The organism is Candidatus Electronema sp. TJ, assembly GCF_048287355.1.
In the GTDB taxonomy this organism is placed as follows: Bacteria; Desulfobacterota; Desulfobulbia; order Desulfobulbales; family Desulfobulbaceae; genus Electronema.
In genome coordinates, this window is the sequence record NZ_JBLWEP010000067.1 from 1 (window position 1) to 4790 (window position 4790).

Genomic DNA, 4790 nt, shown 5'->3' on the forward strand with positions numbered 1-4790 from the left:
GCTGCCTGGCCGAAGGCCTGCAAGGTGCCCTGCACGTCGGCGCGCAGCACCACCTTCAGCTCCTTCACGGTCTGCTCGGCCATCTTGTCAAAGAGGTTGTCGAGCGAAACCTTGGTGGCTGAGGCCAGCTCGGACTCGCGCACCTTGAGCTGGCGGGCATCAGAGAGGGCTTTCGCCATCTTCTCGTCTTTGAGCACCATGAACTCGTCGCCCGCCTGCGGCACGCCGGAAAGCCCCTGCACCTCGACCGGAATGGACGGCCCGGCCTCAGCAATCAGCTCGCCGCGCTCGTTCATCAGGCTGCGCACCTTGCCGCTGAACTGTCCGGCGATGAACCACTCGCCCACCCGCAGCGTGCCTTCCTGCACCAGCACCGTGGCCACCGGCCCCCGGCCCTTGTGCAGCTGGGCCTCGATGACCGTGCCCCGCGCCTTGCGCTTGGGATCAGCGGTCAGCTCAAGGATTTCCGCCTGCAGCTGGATGCTTTCGAGCAGCTCGGCGATGCCGATGCCTTTTTTGGCTGCGGTCTCGCAGAAAATCGTGCTGCCGCCCCAAGCCTCAGGAATCAAGCCGAAATCGCCCAGTTCGCGGATGACCCGGGCCGGGTCGGCGTTGTCCTTGTCAATCTTGTTGATCGCCACCACAATTGGCACTTCGGCGGCCTGCGCGTGGGCGATGGCCTCCTTAGTCTGCTCCATGACGCCGTCGTCGGCGGCCACAACCAGCACGACGATGTCCGTGACCTTGGCACCGCGCGCCCGCATTTCGGTGAAAGCGGCGTGCCCTGGCGTGTCCACAAAGGTGATGTCGCCAGACGGAGCCTGCACATGGTACGCGCCAATATGCTGGGTGATGCCGCCCGCCTCGCCTGCGGCCACGTCAGTGCGGCGGATCGCGTCGAGTATCGAGGTTTTGCCGTGGTCAACATGGCCCATGACCGTGACCACCGGGAAGCGTGGCACACGCTCGCCGCCAGTCTCCTCGGCCTGCAAAGCTTCCACGCCCAACTCCTCGGTCATGCCCTGCTCGACCTCATAGCCGAAATCAGCAGCGACCAGCGCGGCGGTGTCGACATCCAAAGATTGATTGAGCGTTGCCAGCACACCCAGCTTCATCAGCTTGGCAATGACCTCGCCCGCCTTGGTGCCCATCCGTTTGGCCAGCTCGCCGACGGTGATGGTTTCAAAGACGGTGATCCGCCGCTTGATAGCCTTGGTCTCGCCTACTGGCGGTGGCAGCGGCTTGGCCTTGGGCCGTCTGTCTTTTTTGCGGCGGCCCTGATAGGGCATGTCGTCGCCCGATCCGACGTAGGCCAGTGCCTGATGACGGCCGCCACCACCTCCGCCCTTGCTCCGGCTGCTGCCGCCCTTGCCGCTTTTCGCCCGGTTCTCCTCTTCAACGGAACCGCCGCGCTTGCCGCCGGTGCTTTTCTTGGCGGCGACACCGACTCTGCCGCCGCTGCGGGCTGGATCTGGAGCTGCTGCCGGAGCCGCCGCCGCGCTTGCCGCCGCAGGCCGTGCTGGTCTGGACGAGGAGGATGACTGCGGACGGGCCGCGCCGCCGCCTTGCCCCTGCGGCCTGCCGCCTCCGCCGGAACGTCTCGGCTCCTCAACCGGCACGGGAATCTCCACTTGGCCGATGATCCGGGCCAAGCCTTTGGCCCGTTTCGGCGGCTGGGGCTGCCGCTCGCCGCCTGCCGGAACCTCCCTGCGCACCCGTTCTGCGGCAGGAGCGGCTCCTCCCGCTGCCGGCTCGGCCGCTGCTGCCGCAGCAGGTCTGACCGCCTGCGCCTGCTGCTCTTCAGCAGCCTTTTTCCGTGCCGCCTGCTCCGCCGCTCTGACCGCCGCCTCTTCAGCCTGCCGGGCCAGATGTTCCTTCTGATCGCGGGACCTGCGCCGGACCACCGATGCGCCCCCTTTGTCTGCCATCTCCGCACCTCTGTGTTTTGCGCCGATGGGTTTCTCCGTCATCTCAGCCATTGCCTTGCCTAAAATCTTGCGGCGGATATCAGCGGCCATGTCGTCATCAACTGTGGAACTGGGACTTTTGATCGGATAACCCATTGCCGCCAGCTTATCTGCCAGATCTTTGCTTTTCAGACCAGCCTCTTTCGCCAGATCGTAGATGCGGATCCTGCTCATCAATTGCTCCCGTGACCTTTTTTGCCCGTAGTATAACTGCAATCTGCAGCAGCTGAAAGACGAAACGCCCGTCTCAAGCCTTTTTTGTTCTTCTCCAGCCGGAGGCGGCACGCGCCGCCCGGACAGCACCAGACCCCGCGCCCTGGCAGGCATCTGCCGCTGTCCTCAGCCAAGCCGCCGTCCGCAGCCAGCGTCAGGCGGATCAGCTCAGCTGCCGGACGCTTCTGCCCGCAGCCTTTGCAGCTGCGGATCGGGACATGCCCCCGCCGCATGGCCGGATCAGTCTTCTGTCTCGTCCTGCGGCAGGCCGGAGACCGGCTCAGCCTCTCCCGCCTTCGGCTGCTCCTGTCCGGCTTCGGCAGCTTGAATCTTCAGCAGCGCGGCCTGATCCTCATCCATGCCGGTCAGCCTGACGATCTCCGCCAGCGACGCGGCAGCCAGCTTCTCGGCGGAATCAATGCCTGCGTCAGCCAGCCGCTCGGCCTCGGCCTCGTCAATGCCCTCCAAGTCCAGCAGACTCTGCCAGCCCGGACTGCTCATTGCGCCGAAATGCTTCTCGCTTTTCACATCAATCCGCCAGCTGAGGAGGCGGGCGGCCAGGCGCACATTCTGCCCCTGCCGGCCAATGGCCAGCGAGAGCTGATCATCCGGGACCACAGCCAGCAGCGAGTGGTTCTCCTCGTCAACCATGACCCTGGTCACTTCCGCCGGAGCCAGCGCGTTGGCCACGTAGCGGGCCGGATCAGGACTCCACGGCACGATGTCAATCCGCTCGCCCTGCAATTCCTGCACCACGTTCTGCACCCGAGCTCCCCGCACGCCCACGCAGGCACCGACCGGATCCACATCCGACTCGCTGGAGGTCACGGAAATTTTCGCCCGGAAGCCCGGCTCGCGCGAGGCCCCCATAATCTTGACGATGCCTTCGGCGATCTCCGGCACTTCCAGCTCAAAGAGCTTGATCAGGAACTCGTTGCAGGTGCGGCTGAGAAGCAGCTGCGAGTCGCGGGCATCATGCCGCACTTCCTGCAAATAGGCCCGGATGCGATCGCCCTGCTTGTAGGAGCGCTTCGGTATCTGCCCTTCGCGCGGCAGCACCGCGTCGGTGCGGCCCAGGTTGATGATCATCTTGCCGCGCTCAAAACGCTGGACGATGCCGTCCACGATGGTGCCTTCGCGGTCGCGGTACATGTCAAAGACCACTTCACGCTCCGCGTCGCGCATTTTGTGAATGATCACCTGCTTGGCGGACTGGGCGGCGATGCGGCCCAGCTCGGCCACGTTGTCCAGCTTCTCGCCGAGGTCTTCTTCCAGCTCGATGTCCGGGGCCAGCTTGCGGGCCTCGTCGATATGAATCTCCGACTCCTCGTCCCAGACATCATCCACCACCGTGCGATAGCGGAAGACCTCGATCTCGCCCAGCGTCTCGTTGTACTGCACCTCCACGTCCCGCTTGCCGCCGTATTTTTTCCGCACCGCCGAACGCACGGCCTCTTCGATCGCCTCGATCATCAGGGTGCGGTCTATGCCTTTGTCGCGGCAGATCTGATCCAGTATCCGTTTTAATTCTGACATGTCCTCTCCTCTCGGTCAGCCGCCCGCTCACAGACAGAGCCTGGCCTTGGCCACTGCGTCCAGCTCAACAGTCATCGGCCCGGCCTGCTCGGCAGCCAGCGTGATCTGCTGCCGCTCTTTGTCCGCCGCCGCCAGCGTGCCGAAAAAGGCATACTCGCCGTTGACCGGCTCCTTGAGTTTGATTTTGACCCGGCGGCCTGTGAAGCGGATGAAATCCTCGATCCGCTTGAGCGGACGCTCGGCTCCGGGCGAGGAGACCTCCAGCGTGTAGGCGTGGCTGATGACATCCTCGGCCTCTAGGCGCGCCGCCAGCTGGCGGCTCACCGAGGCGCAGTCGTCAATGCCCACGCCGCCTTCTGCGCGGTCAATGAACAGCCGCAGCACCCAGCCGCCGGATTCCTGCCGGAACTGCGTCTCGACCAGCTCCAGCCCCATTTCCTCCGCAATCGGACGGGCGAAGTCCTCCGCCGCCCTGACAACCCGGTCTCCGCTCACAAGCCGCCTTCCTTTCTCTGCCAGCCGGGCCTGCGCCCTGCCTCTTCTTCATGCAATACCAATAAAAAAAGCGGGACAAGCCCACTTTCACAAAACCTCAGCGATACGTCCGGTTTCCGCCGCAGCGCGGAACCGGCGGGCCAACACGTCGGCGAACATGGAGCGGGTAACGGGGTTCGAACCCGTGGCCCCAAGCTTGGGAAGCTTGTGCTCTGCCAGCTGAGCTACACCCGCTCATCATCCTCCAGCCCGTGCGTCCGGGGCCGCTGCGGCCTGAAAAAACGGCCTGCCCAGCTGTCCGGCACTGTCAGCCTTTTTGGACAGTGCATTATATAGCCAATATCTTTTTCCTTGTCAAGCGGCAATACACAAGCCGGATATGGGCAGGACGGCAGAGACCGCCTGCGCCCCGCGCCGCAGGCGGTTTCCGGCCTTTCCGCTCAAGTCTGCGAAATTGCCCGCTCTGTTTGCCTCGCTGCTGAAAAAGAACGGCTGAAACCCGGCAAAAAATGGCTCATTGCCAGCTGGCAACGAGGCATTCCCCTCTGGCAATGCCCCATTCCTTGCTGGCAATGAGGC

The 4790-nt window shown here is 64.2% G+C and carries 4 protein-coding genes and 1 tRNA gene; all 5 read right to left on the minus strand.

Translation table 11 applies throughout. The features are described 5' to 3' along the window. Window positions 1–2141 (minus strand): translation initiation factor IF-2 (gene infB, locus ACNKID_RS06515; RefSeq protein ID WP_417912627.1); only part of this gene is annotated, 2141 nt, incomplete at its 3' end. Beyond that, window positions 2141–2413: a YlxR family protein gene (locus tag ACNKID_RS06520; protein WP_417912628.1), complete on the minus strand. Its 273-nt coding sequence runs from the start codon at window positions 2411–2413 to the stop codon at window positions 2141–2143. The genes ACNKID_RS06520 and infB, both read right to left, overlap by 1 nt. Window positions 2414–2420: 7 nt before the next feature. After that, a complete protein-coding gene (gene nusA / locus ACNKID_RS06525) occupies window positions 2421–3716 on the minus strand; it encodes a transcription termination factor NusA (RefSeq protein WP_417912629.1) in 1296 nt (431 codons plus the stop codon). Window positions 3717–3743: 27 nt separating this feature from the next. Continuing rightward, on the minus strand, window positions 3744–4211 hold the full coding sequence (rimP, locus tag ACNKID_RS06530; RefSeq protein ID WP_417912630.1) for a ribosome maturation factor RimP: 468 nt from the start codon (window positions 4209–4211) through the stop codon (window positions 3744–3746). A 158-nt stretch (window positions 4212–4369) separates the two neighbouring features. Next, a tRNA-Gly gene (locus ACNKID_RS06535) sits at window positions 4370–4445 on the minus strand. Between the last annotated feature and the right edge of the window lie 345 nt (window positions 4446–4790).

Bases quoted from the DNA above. Each gene is read 5' to 3' on its own strand.
- ACNKID_RS06520 (WP_417912628.1), bottom strand. From the start codon at position 2,413: ATGCGGCGGGGGCATGTCCCGATCCGCAGCTGCAAAGGCTGCGGGCAG.
- nusA (WP_417912629.1), bottom strand. From the start codon at position 3,716: ATGTCAGAATTAAAACGGATACTGGATCAGATCTGCCGCGACAAAGGC.